This is a genomic window from Lutimonas halocynthiae, from assembly GCF_030409835.1.
GTDB classification, from domain to species: Bacteria; Bacteroidota; Bacteroidia; order Flavobacteriales; family Flavobacteriaceae; genus Lutimonas; species Lutimonas halocynthiae.
Genome location: NZ_JAUFQO010000002.1, coordinates 67,027 through 85,763 on the forward strand (window position 1 = coordinate 67,027; position 18,737 = coordinate 85,763).

The window sequence follows — 18,737 nt, forward strand, 5'->3', positions numbered from 1 at the left end:
GCTAATAAGAACTACTCAATTGCTTAAGTGCTTTTTCGGTTTCGGTTACGGGTAATTTACATGCCCCGTCTATACAAACATAGATAGTCGTTTCATTTTCATTGTATTTATAGGCCAATAACGGAAGGCTGCTTTCGGTTGTGCTGCCAACTATTAATTTATTAGGAATATAAATTTTATTTAACTCTTCTAATTTTTGTTTGGCGTCTGGTCCTGCAATGGCAACCTCATAATACTCTCCAAGATAGTTACTATAAAGGTTCAGCCAATTTGAAGCACCTGAGCCATAGCTAATCGCATTTTCTTTTACATTATTCAGCATGGCTTTGGCATTATCAGCATAATGCTTGTTTGAATAGTAATGTCCTAGTTTAAAGAGATTATTCGCCATTATAGAATTGGATGAAGGGATTACATTATCATCCGTTTCTACTTTTCTTGAAATCAGCCCGGTTTGGTTATTTGAAGTAAAAAAGAACATCTTACTCTCTTCATCGTAAAAATGATCAAAAGCATAATCTGTAAATTGTTTTGCATTTTTCAACCATTTTTCATCTAAAGTAACTTCATATAAAGAGATGAATGCATCTGACACGGCGGCATAGTCTTCTAAATAGGCTTCAATATTACTTTTACCATTCTTAAAATTGCGGAATAAGCCACCGTCCTCTTTTGTCATGTTATTCATAATGAACTGCGCATTCTTCAGAGCAACTTCCAGAAACTTTTGATCATTAAAAACGCGGTAGGCATCTACATACCCTTTTAGCATTAATGCGTTCCAGGAGGTGAGGGTCTTATCGTCAAGTCTGGGTCGATCCCTTTTGTTTCTTTCATCGAGTAATAAGGCCTGCCATTTTTCTATTTTTGAGTTCAGGTCTTCCTCAGATACGTTATTTTCTTTGCAGAATTCAGCTTTGGAAACAGATCGAATCAAGTGGTATTTATCTTCCTCCCATTTACCATAACCATTTACATTATAATAGTTGGCAAAAAGTGTAAAGTCATCTCCAATAAGCGCTGACAGTTGTTCTTTATTCCAAACATAATAGGCTCCTTCTTCTAATTCCCCTGCTTCATTTTCACTGTCTGCATCAAGTGAAGAATAAAAAGCACCAATATCTTCATATAGCTCAGCTTCAACAAATTTGATCGTTTCATAAACAACTTCTTTATAAAGTGGGTCTTTTGTCACTAAAAAAGCATTTGAATATAAAGAAACCATTTGGGCATTGTCATATAACATTTTCTCGAAATGAGGTACATGCCAATGGTCGTCAACAGAATATCTGGCAAATCCACCACCCACATGATCAAAAATTCCTCCATAGGCAATTTGAGTTAAGGATGTATTGACATAGTCCATCATTTCTTCGTTCTGACTTTGAACCGCATAACGAAGTAAAAATTGCAGATTTCCTGGCATCGGAAATTTTGGAGCTCCTTTTCTGCCTCCATTTTTAAGATCCATAGTGGGTAGCCACGCATCAAGTGCACTTTGAAGTTCTTCTTTGTCAAAAACTGCTTCGTCTTCGTTCAAGGTAATTAAGCCACTTTGTTGTATTCCTTCAGTAAGTTTAGCAGCATACTCTTCGGCCTTTTCTGGCTCGTTTTTGTAAAGATCAGCTAATTGAGTTAGTGCATTGGTCCAATTGTCTTTAGGGAAGTAGGTTCCTCCCCAAATAGGTCTACCATCAGGTAAAGCTACACAGTTTAATGGCCATCCTCCGCTACCTGTTAGCAGCTGAACGGCATTCATATAAACTTGATCTACGTCTGGTCTTTCTTCTCGGTCAACTTTAACGTTGATGAAATTTTTATTCATTATCGCTGCAACAGCTGAATCTTCAAAGCTTTCATGTTCCATAACATGGCACCAATGACAAGCGGCATATCCCACAGAAATCAAGAGTAGTTTATTTTCTTTTTTTGCAAGCTCTAGGGTCTCATCATTCCAAGCATGCCAATCTACCGGGTTATGCGCATGTTGTAAAAGGTAAGGACTTGTTTCGTTGATAAGCTTATTGGTAAATCGATGTTTATTTTCCATTGATTCGTTTTTATTTTTTTTGCAGCTTGTCAACAGTACTATTACTGATAGCAGCAGAAAGGTAATCCTATACATAGAGCAAATTTTCACAAATATAACACCATTTATGGGATTTCATTTGTTAAAATTAGCCCTGAGCCGTGAAGGAAAGCCGGTAGAATTATCTTTATTGAATTCATTCTTCGTTTAAAGAACGGCAAGAAGTAAACGCTTAAGTAATGCATGCAAAGAGGTAAAATTTAAGTTAAGTAAATGTTACTCAAATTTTAAAAAAGGTAACATTAACTTAACATACAAACCTGATTTGTATTATAGCTTTGCCACAAATTATTAAGCTTTAAATCATGGAGAATATCTATATTTTAATGTTGATTGCATTGGTGGCTTTAGCCGCTATTGACTTGGTTGTTGGCGTGAGTAATGATGCCGTTAACTTTCTTAATTCGGCCATTGGATCTAAGGTGGTTTCTATGCGAACGATAATGATCGTGGCGAGTTTAGGAATTGGAGTAGGAGCCATTTTTTCAAGCGGAATGATGGAGGTTGCAAGAAAAGGAATCTTTAACCCCGGCGAATTCTATTTTAATGAGATCATGATCATTTTTATGGCCGTGATGATTACTGACGTTTTGCTACTTGACTTCTTTAATACTTTAGGGATGCCTACCTCAACTACGGTATCTATTGTATTTGAATTACTTGGAGCTGCCGTAGCAATGGCTTTAATAAAAATTGCAGTGTCTGATACAGAAACAGTTGCTAATTTGTCACAATATATCAATACTGAAAAAGCGGTATTAATTATTTCCGGGATATTTCTCTCGGTCATAGTAGCCTTTTCCATAGGGGCGATAGTCCAGTATTTATCCAGATTATTTTTGACTTTTAATTTTGAGCAAAAACCTACAATATATGGAGCGCTGTTTAGCGGAATTGCTTTGACCTCTATTACCTATTTTATTTTTATGAAGGGTTTGAAAGGAACAGCATATTATAAGGATATAAAGGGCGTGTTAGAAGGGAATGAGTTAATGATTATTGTTATAGCCTTCTTCACCTGGACAGCCTTATCTTTTATCCTTACTAAGTTTTTGAAATTTAACTTATATAAAATTATCATAACCGTTGGTACTTTTGCCTTGGCGCTTGCTTTTGCCGGAAATGATCTGGTTAATTTTATTGGAGTGCCCATGGCTGCTTGGAACTCATATGAAGCATGGAGTGTTTCTGGAGTGCCTGCCGATGAGTTTAGTATGGGTGTCTTGGCAGGAAAAGTGCCAACACCACAAATATTTCTTTTTGTTGCCGGTATGATTATGGTGGTTACGCTTTGGTTCTCATCTAAGGCCAAAAAGGTTGCAGCTACCGAAGTGAATCTGGCAAGACAAAGTGAAGGACATGAAAGGTTTCAACCTAATTCATTATCCAGAGTTGTTGTAAGATCTACTATAGGGATGATTAATGGTATCAATTATGTGTTGCCTAAAAGTATGCAGCAAAGTATTGGCAAAAGGTTCGAAAAGCCGGTCGTAAATCTTCCTAAAAATAAGGTGTATGAATTGCCTGCTTTTGATGCGATAAGAGCCTCTACGAATCTAATGGTAGCCGGTGTTTTAATTTCTATAGCAACGTCGTATAAATTGCCATTATCAACAACCTATGTTACTTTTATGGTAGCCATGGGTACTTCTTTGGCTGATAGAGCCTGGGATAGAGAAAGTGCCGTATATAGAGTAGCAGGTGTTTTAAATGTAATCGGAGGATGGTTCTTCACAGCCTTTATTGCCTTTGTAACAGCTGGTATTTTTACTTATCTAATTCATTTAGGAAGTATTACTGCGGTTAGTTTATTGTTATTACTTGTTCTTTTTCTACTTGTTAGAAATTTTATCAAGCATAAAAAAGAAGAAAAAGAAACAGCTCAGAAAAGGGTAATTAAAAGAGCTGAGTTGATTACAGCTAAAGAAGTTATTGATGAGACTTCAGATCATATTTCTGAAGTAATCACAAGAGTAGATAAATTATATACCAATGTGGTAAATAATCTTTCTGTTCAGGATTTAAGCAAATTGAAAAAGATCGATAAGCATGTAGTGAAGTTAAATGCTGAAGTTGATACTTTAAAGGACGAAGCTTTTTATTTTATAAAATCTCTGGATGATTCTTCGGTAGAGGCCAGTAGATTCTATTTGATGGTTCTTGGGTATTTACAAGATATCTCACAGTCAATTAGCTATATTTCAAAAGCGAGTTATAAGCATGTCAACAATAATCATAAGCACTTAAAGAAAGGGCAAATAAAGGATCTTAAGATTATAGATAACCAATTATCAGGGATGTTAAAGGAAATTGCTGTAATTTTTCACAATAGAAAATTTTCTGATATCTCGAAAATTGTAGACGAAAAGCAAGAGCTGTTTGATCATGTTTCTAAGTCAATTGAAAAGCAAATTACCAGGATAAGATCTGAAGAATCAAGCGCCAAGAATACGACCTTGTATTTTGGAAATTTACTTGAAACAAAAGATTTGATCTCTGCGATAATGAACCTCTTGGAATTGTATCAGGAGTTTCATTTCAACATGAAAAAAGCAAATATTAAGATATAATGTTTTAAAAAAATCCGGTCAAATGATCGGATTTTTTTTATTCGGCAATTGACGAACAGGCCTGACTTTTATTCAAAAGGGCATTGCTATTCATCTTCTAATTTACTGTAACATAAGTAACCGACATAATGTCAAATTATACGTCACTTTGTACCTAGATTTAAATTGGTATATTATTTGCCATTAAATTGAAAAACAAGATATAACGTAAATTTTATTAATTATGACGGAGTTGTTAACCAAAGAAACGTTTTTAAAGAAAGTCTTTAATTTCGCTGATAATAAAGAATGGAAATTTGAAGGGGATAAGCCTTGCATCATTGACTTTTATGCCGATTGGTGTGGGCCTTGTAAAATGGTAGCTCCCATTTTAGAAGAGTTATCTGAAGAGTATAAAGGTAAAATAGATATTTATAAAGTCGATACAGAAGTTGAAACAGAATTAGCTGCAGCTTTTGGGATCAGAAGTATTCCATCTATGCTTTTCTGCCCTGAAGGAGAGCAGCCTCAAATGGCTCAGGGAGCCTTGCCAAAGCACAATCTAGAGGAGGTTATTAAGGATGTATTAAAAGTTGAAAAATAAACCATAAAAGGTCCATAAAAAAAGCTGTTTTCGTAAGAAAACAGCTTTTTTTTATTCTTTAATAAAAGTATTATACCAATTCTTTGGCGATAAGGTACTCAGCGATTTGAATGGTATTGGTAGCCGCCCCTTTTCGAAGGTTATCACTTACTACCCACATATTTAAGCTGTTCTTTTGAGATTCATCTCTTCTGATCCTACCAACAAAAACATCATCTTTTCCTTCAGCATATATTGGCATAGGATAGGTATTGGTTTCTAAATTATCCTTAACCACAACACCATCGGTATCATGAAGTAATTTTCTTAATTCATTTACATCAAAATCATTGTCGAATTCTATATTGATACTTTCAGAATGACCTCCTGCTACGGGGATTCTTACAGCCGTTGCAGTTACAGCGATACTATCATCGTTCAATATTTTTCTAGTTTCATTAACCAATTTCATTTCTTCCTTAGTGTAGCCATTCTCTTCAAATACATCACAATGAGGTAGTGCATTTCTGTGTATAGGATAAGGATAGGCCATTTCACCTTTAATACCTTTGTATTCATTCTCGAGCTGCTGAACGGCTTTTACACCTGTTCCCGAAATTGACTGATAAGTCGAAATGACAAGCCTTTTTATTCCGTATTTTTTATGAAGAGGAGCCAGTGCCACAACCATCTGAATGGTAGAACAGTTTGGATTGGCAATTATTTTATCATCTGTTGTGAGTTCTCCTGCATTGATTTCTGGTACAACAAGTTTTTTTGTTGGATCCATTCTCCAGGCCGATGAATTATCAACAACAGTCGTTCCTGCTGCTGCAAATTTTGGTGCCCATTCTGTTGAGGTTGCACCTCCGGCAGAAAATAAAGCGATATCTGGCTTCTGATCAATCGCGTCTTGAAGCCCTATAACGGTATACTCCGTTCCATTATAAGCAATTTTCTTTCCTACTGATCTTTCAGAGGCAACCAATAATAATTCTGTCACCGGGAAATTTCTTTCCGCAAGTACTTCTAACATGACATTTCCTACCATTCCGGTAGCTCCTACTACTGCAATTTTCATATTATCAAATTTAAATTCTTCATTTTGAAGCTGCAAATATGCTAAATTATTACCTATGTTATGGGCTAGATGTTTAGTAAAATAGCAATTTGTTTAATTTATATCAAATTTAAGGACAAGCACTTAATTTTTAACAGATAATTATTGATTAAATAATAAATCGTAATTTTGCGGCTCTTAAAAATTTAAGATAGACGATATGGTATTGAATGGAAAGAATAAAATTGAGTTGATGGCACCCGCCGGGAATTTTGAATCTCTGCAGGCTGCTTTGGATAATGGAGCGGATTCTGTTTATTTTGGTGTGGAACAATTAAATATGCGGGCGAGAGCTTCCATTAATTTTACGCTTGATGATCTTCCTGAGATTTCGATGAGGTGTAAGGCTATGAATGTAAGAAGCTACCTTACCTTAAATACCATCATTTATGACCATGATCTGACTATTGTTAAGACTTTATTGAAGCAGGCAAAAGCAGCTGATATTACAGCTGTCATTGCTATGGATCAAGCTGTAATTTCTATGGCCAGACAAGCTGATATGGAGGTTCATATCTCAACACAAATCAATATCACTAACATTGAAACGGCTAAATTTTATGCCATGTTCGCTGATACAGTTGTTTTGAGTCGTGAATTAAGTTTACGTCAGGTGAAGAAGATCACTGAACAAATTGAAAAAGAAGAGATCAAAGGTCCTGCCGGAAGACTCCTTGAAGTAGAGATATTTGGTCATGGCGCACTTTGTATGGCCGTATCTGGAAAGTGTTATATGAGTCTGCATTCTCATAATTCTTCGGCGAATAGAGGTGCGTGTAAGCAAAATTGCAGAAAGAAATATACGGTTATTGATCAGGAAACCGGATTCGAGATGGAATTGGATAATGAATATATCATGTCACCAAAAGATCTTTGTACTATAGACTTTTTAGATCAGGTGGCAGATGCCGGAATCAAAGTGCTAAAGATTGAAGGTAGGGGTAGAGCACCTGAATATGTTGCAAGTGTGATCAAATCTTACAGACAGGCTATTGACGCATTGGCAGAAGGTACTTATGATAAGGAAAAGGTTATCGGTTGGATGCTCGAGCTTGAAAAGGTGTATAATAGAGGATTCTGGAACGGTTATTATTTAGGGCAAAAACTTGGCGAATGGAGCAAGGGATCTGGTTCACATGCCACCCAGAAAAAAGTTTATGTAGGAAAAGGCACTCACTTTTTCCCTAAAGCAAATATTGGTGAATTTAAATTAGAGGCATTTGATCTTAAATTAGGTGATAAAATTTTGATCACAGGGCCAACTACTGGAGCTAAAGAGCTCGTTATTAATGAAATGTTCGTCAATGATGAAAAAGGTGAAATTGCCACAAAAGGTGATAGCATTACCTTGCCTTTGGAATTCAGAATTAGACCCAGCGATAAGTTGTACAAAATTGTTGTAGTAGAGAAACCTGTGGAAACAGCCTAGTTCAGTTCTTTATTATAAGGAGTTACAATAATTTAATGTAGCCAAAAAGTTAAGGTTGCAAAAAGCAAAATGGCTAGAAATATGCCCAGACCTACTACCCAGACGTTATTATAATAGAGTTTGTGAAGCTTTATGTCTTTTCTATAGCTCCAAATCATGAGCATAATAAAAACAAAAGCAAAAATTGCTCCGAAAATAAGTTGACCTCTACTAAACATTTTAGTTATATTTAAGGCTGCAAAGGTAAGATAATATGAGTAAAAAAGCCATCGTTTTTGGGGCAACATCGGGAATAGGAAGAGAGCTGGCCAGGCTACTTGTCAAGGATGGTTATGAAGTTATGATTACTGGCAGACGTAAGGAAAGATTAGACGAGCTCCAGACTGAGAACCCAGGGAAGTATATTGTTAGACGGCATGATATTACAGACCTAGCAGATAGTGAAACACTTTTCAAAGAGCTTCCTTCCAAAATGCAGCAAGTTGACCTCATTATTCATAACTCTGGAATTGGAGAGAATAATTTTTCTTTAGAATGGGAGAAAGACTTACCGACTATTGAGACCAATGTTTTGGGAGCAACAAAAATTTACCAATTATCATATAATTATTTCAAGAATCAGGGCTTCGGTCAGCTTGTAGGTGTCACTTCTATAGCCTCATTGGTAGGCAACAGAAACGTAGCGGCCTATCATGCTTCAAAAGCCTATCAGTCTAATTATCTTGAATCTTTATGGATGAAGGCCAGAAAAACAAAAAAGGCCGATATCAGTATCACCAATATTTTGCCAGGCTATGTTGACACAGATATTATTACAGGGCCAACCTTTTGGATGGCGCCTCTTGATAAGGCTGTCAAACAAATTTATGGCGCAATAAGAAAGAAAAAGAGAAAGGCATATATAACCAAGAGGTGGCGCTTAGTGGCCATTATGATGAGAATTCTTCCACCTCAGATTTTAGTTAAATTTTTTTAGAAAACAATAATGAAGAATAAAATAAAAGCAGTTCAGGAATTTCATGAAGCATTCGGACTTGGGGTTCAACAAAGTCCGGTGGCAAATCTATCTGTACAAAAGTTAAAGCTTAGATTTGACCTCATGGACGAGGAGAATCAAGAGTATCTGGAAGCAGCTGAGAACAATGATTTGGTTGAAGTAGCAGATGCGCTGGGAGATATGCTTTATATTTTATGTGGTACTATCTTAGAACACGGAATGCAACATAAAATAGAAGAAGTATTCAATGAAATTCAAAGAAGTAACATGAGTAAGCTTGGTGCCGATGGCAAGCCTATTTACCGAGAGGATGGAAAGGTTATGAAAGGTCCAAATTATTTTAAACCCAATATTGAAAGTATTTTAAATTCAGGGCCAGATTTGACATAAGGCCCTGAGATATTTTATTTTACAGCATGTCTCCAACCAAACTTGTCGTCTGCTCGGTTGTATTGAATGTCTGTTATCTGTTTTTTCAATTTCAAAGCAATTGGGCTTTCTAATTCAGGCAACATAAAGTCCTTTTCTTTATAACCAAATCCAGCGATAGGTGAAATTACAGCTGCAGTTCCTGCTCCAAACATTTCCTTAAGACTTCCGTTTTCAGATGCCTCAACAATCTCGTGTACTGAAATATTCCTGATTTCAACTGCAATGCCTTGATCTCTGGCAATTTCAATTATACTCTTTCTGGTAATACCATCAAGAATTCGATCACTTGTTGGTGCGGTGATCAATGTATCATCAATTCTGATGAATATGTTCATCGCTCCTGCTTCTTCGATAAATTCGTGACTTGTATCATCGGTCCAGATAACTTGTTGGTATCCTTTTTCAATGGCAAGATTTGTCGGGTAAAATTGACCTGCATAATTACCACCTGCTTTAGCAAATCCTACTCCACCGTTGGCCGATCTGGAATACTGTTGTTCGATCAAAACCTTGAGCTTTCCTCCAAAATAAGGGCCCGATGGAGAACATGCAATGATGAACTTATACTTATCTGCGGGAGAGGCATGAAAACCATTACCTGTGGCAAAAATAAATGGTCTAATGTAAAGTGAACTGTCTTTAGTAGTAGGGATCCAATCTTTCTCCAACAATAGCAACGCTTCTAATCCATCCATGAAATAAGATTCAGGAAGTTCAGGCATAGCAAGTCTTTTGGCCGAGATATTTAGTCTTTTTTGATTATCTCGTGGTCTGAAAAGCCAGATGGCATCCGATTCATCTTTATAAGCCTTCATACCTTCAAATATAGATTGACCATAATGAAAGATTTTAGCAGACGGATCAAGACTAATATTTTGATAAGGAATGATTTTTGGCGCTTGCCATTTGCCATTCTCATAGTCGCATACTAGCATATGATCTGAATAAACTTGTCCAAATGGAAGATTGTTAAAATCAACCTGGCCTATTTTTGAAATTTTTGATTTTTCAATGGTGATCTTTTGACTTACTTCTAAACTCATTACGCTGATATTTTTAGCAAAAATACTTAATATCGTTTAGAAAAAAATAAAATCATCGTTTTTTATACGCTGCAAACCCAAATTCAATGGCGAATAAGTGTCAAAGAAATTTTTTTGAAATGAGCTTTAAATTAATGGTTTGTCGATAGGTAAATCTCTGAAGCTGGATTTTGAAAATATTTTATTTCGGTTACCTTTGTCTTGATTTCAACTATAATGGAAAAAAAAATAATCAAGACGTCGGATGGTTCATCTAGTGTTTATATCCCGGAGTGGGATGAAAATTACCACTCAAAACACGGTGCTATTCAAGAAGCTTATCATGTTTTTATAAAAAGTGGATTGGATCTGTTTGAGGATGGGAGTAAAGTTAATATCCTTGAAATGGGTCTGGGTACCGGTCTCAATTGTATCATTAGTTATTTGGAAGGTAAAAACCGAGAATTACGAATTGAATACCTTGGTCTCGAAGGATATCCTTTGGATGTAAAAATGATACTTGAGCTAAATCATTTACAACAATTACATGCAGAGAATGAATCGACAGTGTACCAAAAGATGTTGAATTCAGATTGGAATTCAAAACAGAAAATCACCGATGATTTTTACTTGACCAAAAAGCAAGTTATGTTTGAAGACTTTGATCAACGCAATTTCGCTGACCTTATATATTTCGATGCCTTTGGTGCAAGAGTACAACCTGAGCTTTGGACCGAAGTTATTTTTAAAAAGATGTACGAGGCATTGAACGAGAATGGTGTCATCGTAACATACGCAGCTAAAGGTAGCGTTAGAAGAGCAATGCAGGCCGTTGGCCTTGAAGTTGAAAGATTACCTGGTCCTCCAGGTAAAAGAGAAATGTTGAGAGGCAGGAAACCGATTTCTTAAGAAGATTTGGAAAATTTAAAAGTTTCAAATACTGCTATGTAGGCCTTTTTTGAACAGACAAAACAGTTAATAAATTTCCTAAAAAGATCAAGAAAATCGATTGAATATGGTTTTGTTTATTTGCTTCAGAGCTATAAAAAAGCTAAATTAGAGGGTGATTTAAATGAATAGTCTGATGACAGATGCAAAATTTGTTAAACGTAAAAAACCAAATTATACAAGAGCTATTATTCTTTTGGTAGTATTGATTCTCATCATATTCTTGTTTTACAACATTGAAACCATACTTTCTGGTTTTTTTGAAATTCAAGAATAGTCGATAAGCAGTGCCTGAATAAAAGGGAACTGTCAAAAAAAAGAGGAATAGAACTCCTTTACAATTGCCTAATGAATAGTCTCATTTAGCATATTCCACAATTGGTCCTTTAGTTCAGTTAAGCCTGTTTGGTCTAATGATGATATGAAAATATGTGGTAAATCCTTTGGTATTTCGTCAGCTAACGCTGTCTTGAGTTCCTCATCTAGCATGTCAGATTTTGAAATAGCAAGAAGTCTGTCTTTGTCAAGTAGTTCAGGGTTGTGTTTTTTTAGCTCATTTAAAAGAATGTCATATTCTTTTTGAATGTTATCACTATCTGCAGGAATAAGAAACAGCAAACTTGAATTACGTTCAATATGACGTAAAAAACGATGTCCCAAGCCTTTTCCTTCAGCGGCACCTTCAATAATACCCGGAATATCTGCCATTACAAAACTTTTGAAATCTCGATACTCAACAATACCTAGATTCGGCTTTAAAGTAGTGAATTCATAATCTGCTATTTTTGGTTTTGCAGAGGTAATAACTGATAGCAATGTTGATTTGCCAGCATTTGGAAAGCCAACCAGCCCTACATCAGCTAAAAGCTTTAATTCTAGTTGGTACCAACCTTCAATCCCGTCAACACCTGGTTGCGCATATCTAGGAGTTTGATTTGTTGAAGACCTAAAATGCCAGTTTCCTCTTCCCCCCATTCCTCCTTCACAGAGTACAGTTTCTTCTCCGTTTTCAGTAATTTCAAAAAGCACTTCCTGAGTTTCCCCATCTCTGACAATAGTGCCTAACGGCACGTTCACTACGATATCGTCTCCATCCTTACCTGTACTTCGGTTTTTACTTCCTGCACCACCATGTTCGGCTTTAAAGTGCTTTTTAAATTTAAGATGAAACAAGGTCCACATGTTCTTATCTCCTTTTAGGATCACATGTCCACCTCGACCACCATCGCCACCGTCAGGTCCACCTTTTGTGATGTATTTCTCCCTGTGCAAATGCACAGAGCCTTTGCCTCCCTTACCTGAGGCAGCAAAGACTTTAATATAATCAACAAAATTCCCTTCGGTCATAGTAGTTTAAATATAATTCATAAAAGCACACGGATTAAACCGTTAAAGTGTATCTATTACCTCTTCTAATTTTGAAGTAATCTCATCTATCGATCCAACTCCATCAACACCAAAGTATTTATTTTGCTTTTGATAATAGTCTTTTAAAATGGCAGTTTTCGTTTCGTATTCATTGAAACGGTTTCTGATCTTACTTTCGTCCTGATCATCTGAACGACCACTTGTTTTACCTCGATTAAGCAGTCTTTCTACAAGTAGGTTCTCTGGCACCTCTAAGGCCACCATTCCGCTAATACCTGAATTTTTTTCTTGTAAAAATGTATCTAAAGAGGCAGCTTGAGATTCTGTTCTTGGAAATCCATCAAATATAAAGCCATTAGCTTCAGGATTATTGTTTACTTCCGCTTTCAACATGTCAATTGTCACCTGATCTGGAACCAAATCACCGTGGTCCATATATGATTTGGCCAACTTGCCTAATTCAGTTTCATTCTTGATATTATATCTAAAAACGTCACCAGTTGATATATGGATCAAATCGTATTTAACTTTTAACATTTCGGCTTGTGTACCTTTTCCTGCTCCCGGAGGTCCGAACAATACTATGTTTTTCATAATACTAATTTATATCTGGGTTAAATTATATGCTTGGTTTCTTATACTTTTAATTGATAAATATCTGATAGGTTACGGCCAAGACCATCATAGTCTAAACCATATCCTACAATAAATTTATCCTCAATTGATTTTCCAATATAATCAATAGGTAATTCTTTTCTAAATACATCTGGTTTAAAAAACAAGGTAGCTATTTTGAGCTGCTTTACTTTTTTATCTCTGAAGATTTCATAGATTTCAGCAAGTGTATTGCCTGTATCAATTATGTCTTCGAGGATGACAACAGTGCGGCCTTCAAGATCCTCATTTATACCTACTAAATGCTTTATTTTCCCTGTTGAATTGACGCCCTCGTAAGAAGCCATTTTGACAAAAGTGATATGACACTCATGTGGGTATTTTCTCACGAAATCTGCCGCAAACATAAAAGATCCGTTAAGGATACCAATAAAAATTGGAACCTCATTAGGACCAAGGTCTTGTGCGATTTGTTTAGCTATGAATTCAACATAACGTTCAATCTTATCTCGATTGATAAAAGGAACGAAATGTTTATCATGAATCTGAATGGTTTCCATTGTTAACTTACTGATTTTAATCGAATAAAATTGAGCTGCTTCAATCTTTATTCATAAGAAAGTGCAAAAATACTAAAAAGTAAAAACCTTTTAGGAGATATTTCCTAAAAGGTTTTTAATATGGTTTTAATCCCAAAAATGAGATTGAATACTAGTCTTTTTTATCCTTATCTAATTTCTTAGTCGTATCGTACATGATAGGAGAAGCAATGAATAAAGATGAATAGGTACCTACAATTACCCCAATGATTAAGGCAAACATAAATCCTTTAATCGAGTCCCCACCAAATAAAAATATGGCGAGTAACACTATTAATGTAGTCAAAGAAGTATTTACTGTTCTTCCTAAAGTACTGCTAAGCGCTGTATTGACAGTTCTTGAATACTTCCACATAGGATGCTTGTTATCAAATTCACGTATACGGTCAAATATAACCACAGTATCATTCAATGAGTATCCAACTACAGTAAGGATGGCAGCTATAAAAGATTGCCCTATTTCCATATCAAATGGTAAGATCTTATAGAATAATGAGAAAATTGATAATACGATCAATACATCATGGAAAACCGCAGCAACAGCACCTAAACTGTATTGCCATTTTCTAAATCGAAGCAGGATGTATAAAAACACTACGATCAAAGATCCAATGATAGCCCAAAATGCTGCTTGCTTGATATCATCTGCAATGGTGGGTCCAACCATATAGAATTCCATAATACCTACGTTCTGCTCATTTTCTGCACCTTTGAATTGTGCATAGCTGAGTCCTTCAGGTAAATAAGGAGTTACACCATTAAATAACAAATTTTGAATTTCATCTTCTACCTCAACACCATAGTCATCTATCTTATATTTGGTAGTGATTTTTAATTGATTTGCAGACCCAAATGTTTTTACTTCAGGAGAGCTTTCAAAAGCATCTTTTAATGCATTGGCAATTTCAGGTGGACTTACATTATCAGCAAACCTTACAGTATATGTTCTACCTCCTTTAAAATCAACACCATAATTTAATCCGTTGGTGAAAAGTGAGCCGATACCAATAACCAAAATGATTCCTGAGATCAGGTAAGACATTTTTCTTTTCTTAAGAAAATCAATGTTGATGTCTTTGAACCAGTTTTTAGTAATGTTTGTGTTAAAGGTTAATTTCTTTTCATTATTTACATACCATTCGATCAGTAATCTTGTAATAAAAATGGCTGAAAATAATGACGTTACAATACCAATCATTAAAGTAGTCGCAAATCCTTTAACTGGTCCTGTACCAAATATATAAAGTATAATACCTGTAAGCAGTGTTGTTATGTTGGCGTCAAGAATAGAAGAAAGTGCTCCTCCAAAACCATCATTAATAGCTTCTTTAAGGCCTTTGCCTTTATTCAGTTCTTCTTTTATTCTTTCATAGATCAGCACGTTCGCATCTACTGACATACCAATGGTCAGAACGATACCTGCAATACCAGGAAGCGTTAATACAGCTCCAAAAGAAGTCAGAACACCAAAAATAAACAGTATGTTTAATGCTAAGGCTATATCCGAAAAGATCCCAGCCTTACCATAATAGAATACCATCCATAATAACACGATGATCAGCGCTATAATAAAAGAGTATGTACCACTGTCAATAGCTTCCTGACCAAGAGATGGCCCTACTACGTCAGATTGGATTATTCTTGCTGCAGCCGGCAATTTACCAGATTTAAGCGCATTGGCTAAATCTTGTGCTTCTTCAATTGAAAATTGTCCTGAAATTGAAGTTCTTCCTGTGGTGATTGCATCATTAACTCTTGGTGCAGAGTATACGTAGTCATCAAGAACAACGGCAACAAATTTACCAACATTTGCAGTGGTCATTTTTGCCCATTGCTTTGTTCCTTTACTATTCATGGTCATGCTCACTTCAGGATTTGCACCCATCTGGTCAAATACCTGTTGCGCGTCAGAAATCACATCTCCTTGGATAGGAGCAGCGTCGTTTCTGTTTGATTTTAAAGCATAAAGATTGATGAAATCGTTATTGGCCTTATTTTCCCAAGCGAATTTTGCGTATTTCAATTCGTTTGGAAGCAGCGTTCTTACCTCTTTCATTGCAAGGTATTCATTGATAGACGCTGTGTCTTTTACATTCGCAGTAGCCAAAATTGAACTAATGTCATTTTGTGACTGTGGAAAACGAACAAACAATTTGCTGAACAACGGATTGGTAGATTCAAAATCTACTGAATCTTTTACTTCTCCTAACAGATCATCAATTTCATCATCCTTAACTATAGAAGTATCTTTTTCTACTTCAGTCTTCTCGACTACTAATATTTCAGCAAGTTTGTTGTTTGCTGATAAAAAGAACTGAGATAGATCCTGGTTTGTATACACTTCCCAAAATTGCAATTCTGCAGTACTTTGTAATAGTTTTCTAACACGATCAATATCTCTTGCACCTGGAAGTTCAATTAAGATTCTTCCTGATTCACCAACTCTTTGGATGTTTGGTTGTGTAACACCAAAGCGGTCAATTCTACTTCTTAAAACTTCAAAAGCTGTATTGATTGAACCTTTTACTTCTTCTTGCAAGATAGGAGTTACGTCCTCATCTGACATTTTGAAGTTAATTTTGTCCTTCAGAGATTTATTCCCAAAAATACTAGGATCACTTAGCTTAACTGTTCCTTTACTTACAGTGGCAAATGATTCGATGAACAGATCAAAATAGTCCTTATCACTATCCTTTTGCGCTTTTGTCGCAAGATTTAGTGCTTCATTGAAGGCTGGGTTTTTTGATTCGTTTGATAATCCGTAAAGAATATCTCTTACAGATACCTCTAAAATGGCATTGATCCCTCCTTTAAGGTCAAGACCTAAGTTGATTTCTTTTTCTTTTACTTCATCATATGTAAATTCGGTAAAACCTAAATTTACAACCGGTGTACCCGAAACAGAATCCAAATAATCTTGTTGCATTCTGCCTAACGCTTCCGCGTCAGAGGCATCAGCCTTTGATTCCGCGTAGATAACAGCATCATTCTCCACATTTTTTGCAAACCACGTAAATGAAAGTTGGTATAAACATACCAAACTTAAAATGATCGCAAATAACTTAATAAGTCCCTTGTTTTGCATTGCTTATCTAAATTTAAAAAATCTTAGTTTTTGATATAATCGGGCAAATATACTCAAAAGATTTAGCTTTGAAAGAAATAAGACTTAAATTTTGGGGCAATTGAGGTATTCAATTTAGTCGTTATTTTTAGTACTTTAGTAAAGTAAAACCTACAAGAAAATGGAACATCTCACTGATATTGACATTGCTCAAAACACAACACTTATTCATATTAAAGAAATCGCTTCAAAATTAAAAATTGAAGAAGATGATCTTGAACTTTATGGAAAGTTTAAAGCAAAATTGCCCCTTGATTTAATAGATGAAAAAGAGGTGGCAAAAAACAACCTAATTTTGGTTACTGCGATAACGCCTACTCCGGCAGGGGAAGGTAAGACAACCGTATCTATCGGCCTGACAGAAGGATTGAATAAAATTGGCGAGCAAGCCACAGTAGTCTTGAGAGAACCTTCTTTAGGACCTGTTTTTGGTATTAAAGGTGGTGCTGCGGGAGGTGGTTATTCTCAAGTGGTTCCAATGGAAGATATAAACTTGCACTTTACCGGTGATTTTAACGCCGTTGAAAAAGCCAATAATTTACTCTCAGCATTGGTTGATAATAATTTACAGGCAGCCAAGAATTTGAACCTTGATCCAAGGACCATATTTTGGAAAAGGGTCATTGATATGAATGACAGGTCGTTGAGAAATATAACTATTGGTCTTGGTGGAACGGCCAATGGAGTTCCGAGAGAAGATGGATTTAACATAACGCCGGCTTCTGAAGTGATGGCTATTTTATGTATGGCATCAGGTTTCGCGGATTTGAAAAAACGTCTTGGAGATATTTTTATAGGTTTCACTTTTGACAAAAAACCAGTTTTTGCCAGAGATCTTAAAGCAGAAAATGCCATGGCAATTTTGTTAAAGGATGCGATAAAACCGAATTTGGTTCAGACGCTGGAGAGGAATCCTGCCATCATTCATGGTGGCCCTTTTGCCAACATAGCGCAGGGTACCAATACCATCTTAGCAACTAAAATGGGCTTATCATTGTCTAAGTATGTTGTGACAGAGGCCGGGTTTGGAGCTGATCTTGGAGCAGAAAAATTCTTGAATATTAAATGTGCAGCCTCAGGATTGAGCCCCAAAGCAGTAGTTTTAGTGGCTACGATAAGGGCTTTGAGACATCATGGTGGCGCTGTAAAAGAAGCAGTGAATGAGCCCAGCACAAAATTTGTGGCAGCAGGAATGGCCAACCTTGAAAAGCATATTGAGAATATTAGAAAATTTAATATTGAACCTGTAGTTGCCATCAATTCTTTTACAAATGATACGCCTGAAGAATTTGATCTTGTTGTCGATGCCTGTAAAAAACTAGGTGTTGAGGCAGTGATCTCGGATGGATGGGCCAATGGCGGCAACGGGACTATAGAACTTGCCAACGCTGTTAAAAGAATAGTCGAACAAGGGCAATCTAATTTCAAACCTTTGTATGATTGGAAATCTCCGGTAAAAGAAAAAATAGAGATCATAGCTCGTGAAATTTATGGTGCCGTTTCGGTAGATTATGATAAAAAGGCGAAATTAAATTTGAGAAGAATAGATCGTCTGGGGTTTAGCGATTTTGCAATTTGTATGGCGAAAACACAGAAGTCATTTTCTGATAATGAAACTTTGGTTGGTCGTCCTGAAGATTTTGTCGTAACCGTAAGGGAGATAGAAATTGCGGCCGGAGCCGGATTTATCATTCCGATTTTAGGCAAGATGATGAGAATGCCAGGATTGCCAGCACATCCTGCATCAGAGAATATGAGTATTGATGACGATGGTGTTATTTCTGGATTATCTTGATCATTAAATTTCTTTTAACATTTTTTTAAGGATATATTTCGTAGCAAAAATTGATTTTTGGGGACTT

At 36.0% G+C, this 18,737-nt stretch carries 13 protein-coding genes and 1 pseudogene; 8 read left to right on the forward strand and 6 right to left on the reverse strand.

The annotated features are described in order from the left end of the window. Position 1 precedes the first annotated feature (1 nt). Positions 2–2,050 carry a thioredoxin domain-containing protein gene (locus tag QWY87_RS03265; protein ID WP_290288144.1) on the reverse strand — a complete coding sequence of 683 codons (2,049 nt, stop codon included), beginning with the start codon at positions 2,048–2,050 and terminating at the stop codon, positions 2–4. 344 nt (positions 2,051–2,394) lie between these two features. On the opposite strand from QWY87_RS03265, the gene QWY87_RS03270 reads away from it, so the two are divergent. Both QWY87_RS03270 and trxA read left to right on the forward strand, forming a co-directional pair. Continuing rightward, a complete protein-coding gene (locus QWY87_RS03270) occupies positions 2,395–4,659 on the forward strand; it encodes an inorganic phosphate transporter (RefSeq protein ID WP_290288146.1) in 2,265 nt (754 codons plus the stop codon). Positions 4,660–4,882: 223 nt separating this feature from the next. Then, the gene (trxA, locus tag QWY87_RS03275) at positions 4,883–5,242 is read left to right on the forward strand and encodes a thioredoxin (protein WP_290288149.1); all 360 of its coding nucleotides are present in this window, start codon (positions 4,883–4,885) and stop codon (positions 5,240–5,242) included. Between the two features lie 70 nt (positions 5,243–5,312). Here the strand turns inward: trxA and QWY87_RS03280 are convergent, their stop codons facing one another. Beyond that, positions 5,313–6,302 carry an aspartate-semialdehyde dehydrogenase gene (locus QWY87_RS03280; protein WP_290288151.1) on the reverse strand — a complete coding sequence of 330 codons (990 nt, stop codon included), beginning with the start codon at positions 6,300–6,302 and terminating at the stop codon, positions 5,313–5,315. 199 nt (positions 6,303–6,501) lie between these two features. Between QWY87_RS03280 and QWY87_RS03285 the strand changes: the two genes are divergently transcribed. The 3 genes from QWY87_RS03285 (at position 6,502) to QWY87_RS03295 (ending at position 9,157) form a co-directional block, all read left to right on the forward strand. Next, complete coding sequence (locus QWY87_RS03285; RefSeq protein WP_290288155.1) at positions 6,502–7,770, forward strand: peptidase U32 family protein; 1,269 nt, start codon at positions 6,502–6,504, stop codon at positions 7,768–7,770. A 253-nt stretch (positions 7,771–8,023) separates the two neighbouring features. Further along, a complete protein-coding gene (locus QWY87_RS03290; RefSeq protein WP_290288158.1) occupies positions 8,024–8,746 on the forward strand; it encodes an SDR family NAD(P)-dependent oxidoreductase in 723 nt (240 codons plus the stop codon). 9 nt (positions 8,747–8,755) lie between these two features. Further along, complete coding sequence (locus tag QWY87_RS03295) at positions 8,756–9,157, forward strand: pyrophosphohydrolase domain-containing protein (RefSeq protein ID WP_290288162.1); 402 nt, start codon at positions 8,756–8,758, stop codon at positions 9,155–9,157. A 14-nt stretch (positions 9,158–9,171) separates the two neighbouring features. On the opposite strand, the gene QWY87_RS03300 is transcribed toward QWY87_RS03295, so the two are convergent. Next, the gene (locus tag QWY87_RS03300) at positions 9,172–10,242 is read right to left on the reverse strand and encodes a branched-chain amino acid aminotransferase (RefSeq protein WP_290288165.1); all 1,071 of its coding nucleotides are present in this window, start codon (positions 10,240–10,242) and stop codon (positions 9,172–9,174) included. A 216-nt stretch (positions 10,243–10,458) separates the two neighbouring features. On the opposite strand from QWY87_RS03300, the gene mnmC2 reads away from it, so the two are divergent. Then, positions 10,459–11,130 carry a tRNA (5-methylaminomethyl-2-thiouridine)(34)-methyltransferase MnmC2 gene (gene mnmC2, locus QWY87_RS03305; protein ID WP_290288167.1) on the forward strand — a complete coding sequence of 224 codons (672 nt, stop codon included), beginning with the start codon at positions 10,459–10,461 and terminating at the stop codon, positions 11,128–11,130. Positions 11,131–11,305: 175 nt separating this feature from the next. Further along, on the forward strand, positions 11,306–11,446 hold the full coding sequence (locus QWY87_RS03310; protein WP_290288170.1) for a hypothetical protein: 141 nt from the start codon (positions 11,306–11,308) through the stop codon (positions 11,444–11,446). Between the two features lie 68 nt (positions 11,447–11,514). Here QWY87_RS03310 and obgE read toward each other — a convergent pair whose 3' ends face one another. The 3 genes and pseudogenes from obgE to secDF all read right to left on the reverse strand — a co-directional run bounded on the left by obgE (position 11,515) and on the right by secDF (position 16,836). Next, the gene (gene obgE, locus QWY87_RS03315; protein ID WP_290288172.1) at positions 11,515–12,516 is read right to left on the reverse strand and encodes a GTPase ObgE; all 1,002 of its coding nucleotides are present in this window, start codon (positions 12,514–12,516) and stop codon (positions 11,515–11,517) included. Between the two features lie 42 nt (positions 12,517–12,558). Beyond that, positions 12,559–13,712: pseudogene (locus tag QWY87_RS03320) on the reverse strand (adenylate kinase). A 151-nt stretch (positions 13,713–13,863) separates the two neighbouring features. Continuing rightward, on the reverse strand, positions 13,864–16,836 hold the full coding sequence (secDF, locus tag QWY87_RS03325) for a protein translocase subunit SecDF (protein WP_290288174.1): 2,973 nt from the start codon (positions 16,834–16,836) through the stop codon (positions 13,864–13,866). A gap of 160 nt (positions 16,837–16,996) precedes the next feature. Here secDF and QWY87_RS03330 point away from each other — a divergent pair, with 160 nt between their 5' ends. Further along, positions 16,997–18,670 carry a formate--tetrahydrofolate ligase gene (locus tag QWY87_RS03330; RefSeq protein WP_290288176.1) on the forward strand — a complete coding sequence of 558 codons (1,674 nt, stop codon included), beginning with the start codon at positions 16,997–16,999 and terminating at the stop codon, positions 18,668–18,670. Positions 18,671–18,737: the final 67 nt, after the last annotated feature.